Source organism: Oleiphilus sp. HI0086 (genome assembly GCF_001635225.1).
The window spans coordinates 1-1,674 of sequence record NZ_LWFZ01001109.1; the positions used below are offsets into that span (position 1 = coordinate 1).

General features: G+C 44.6%; 2 protein-coding genes and 1 pseudogene. 1 reads left to right on the forward strand and 2 read right to left on the reverse strand.

From position 1 onward, the window contains the following. Together A3756_RS28835 and dapA are read right to left on the reverse strand one after the other, a co-directional pair. Positions 1 to 217 (reverse strand): annotated as a pseudogene (locus A3756_RS28835) (hypothetical protein); the annotation flags it as partial. Further along, positions 217 to 1,092: a 4-hydroxy-tetrahydrodipicolinate synthase gene (gene dapA, locus A3756_RS19615; protein ID WP_068507802.1), complete on the reverse strand. Its 876-nt coding sequence runs from the start codon at positions 1,090 to 1,092 to the stop codon at positions 217 to 219. The pseudogene A3756_RS28835 and the gene dapA, both read right to left, overlap by 1 nt. A 179-nt stretch (positions 1,093 to 1,271) precedes the next feature. Here dapA and A3756_RS19620 point away from each other — a divergent pair. Then, positions 1,272 to 1,674: glycine cleavage system protein R (locus A3756_RS19620; protein ID WP_068554391.1), on the forward strand; the 403-nt coding region annotated here is incomplete at its 3' end.

Genomic DNA, 1,674 nt, shown 5'->3' on the forward strand with positions numbered 1-1,674 from the left:
GATCAGAACTGGCCGCTTTACGATCAACGTTCGGAATAGGATAACGAGAACCAATTTTTAGATCTGAATACCCCTCCGGCACAGTAATCCTTTGGCTTGTCTCAGCAGCATTGTACTCCCCAGATCTGTCTTTGATCAGCCCACATGCCGTTAATGCGAAAGCAGAAAAAACCAGTAAGGCCCGACGGGCAATAATTTTAATAGTTATATCACTCATCAAATCAGTTTTTTCGCTGTTAACGCAGACTCTACTTGCGAATGATATTGTTTGCTTAGCTCAGTCAATGGCAAGCGAATACCTGAGCCAATCAGACCCATTCTATTTAACGCGAACTTAACAGGTATGGGGTTAGCTTCAACGAACATTGCTTCGTGAACTGACGCCAACTGATCATTCAAAGTTTGAGCTTGCTCAGCCTTACCATCAAGCGCTAGGCGACAAAGCTGACTCATCTCAGCAGGAAGTACATTAGCTGTAACTGAAATATTGCCTTTGGCACCCGCCAAGATCAACTTATAAGCAGTTTCATCATCACCCGAATAGACCGGCATTTTGCCATTTAAGGACTTGATGAGTTCACTGCCACGAGCAATATCACCTGTGGCGTCTTTAATGCCGACAATATTAGGTACATCAGCTAAACGAAGAACCGTCTCGTTCTGCATATCAACAACTGTTCGACCCGGTACGTTGTAAAGAATCTGATCAATTTCTACTGCTTCAGCAATCGCTTTATGATGAAGGTATAGGCCTTCTTGAGTAGGCTTGTTGTAATATGGCGCCACCAGCAAGCATGCATCAGCACCAAGCTTCTTAGCTTCACGCGTGAGTTCAATAGCCTCTGAAGTAGAGTTTGCGCCTGTGCCAGCGATAACAGGAATTCTTCCAGCAATACGTTTAATTATATGATCGATAACGCTGCAATGCTCTGCAGGGTCGAGCGTTGCAGACTCACCAGTGGTACCAACAGCAACAATAGCATTAGTTCCTTTTTCGACATGGAAGTCCAGCAGGGAATCCAAACGTTCCCAATCAAGACTTCCGTCTTCAAACATGGGCGTTACCAGGGCAACAATGCTGCCTTCAATCATATTGATCTCCAAGAAAATATCTGCGCACTTTTTACTCAAAAACAGATACTGAAACGGTACAAAGTAAAAACAATCGCGTATGTTAATGCCGAGATGGTTTTTTCACAAGTAAACATGCCTTACTATATGGCAAAGAAACAAAAATATCGTCCAACAACCCACTCAACTAAGGCGAAATTATGGGCAATACAGATCACAAACCAAACTTTTTGGTTATTTCTTCTATTGGCACCGACAAGCCAGGTATCGTTAATGAGCTAGCAAAAGCCTGCTCGACCAACCAATGCAATATCATAGACAGTAGAATGACAGTGCTCGGGGGCGAATTCGCCGTGATAATGATGGTTTCCGGCGCTTGGGATGCTATAGCAAAACTTGAAGCGAGCCTACCAGCACTGTCCGAGTCACTTGGTCTTACCACCACTGCGAAGCAAACACAGCAGCGGGACAGCCACCCTGCACTAGCGTATACGGTTAGCGTTGTTGCATTGGATAACCCGGGTATCGTTCACGAGATTGCACAGTACTTTTCCTCTCAGAATATAAACATTGATGATTTGCAAACCGGAACCTACAGTGCCC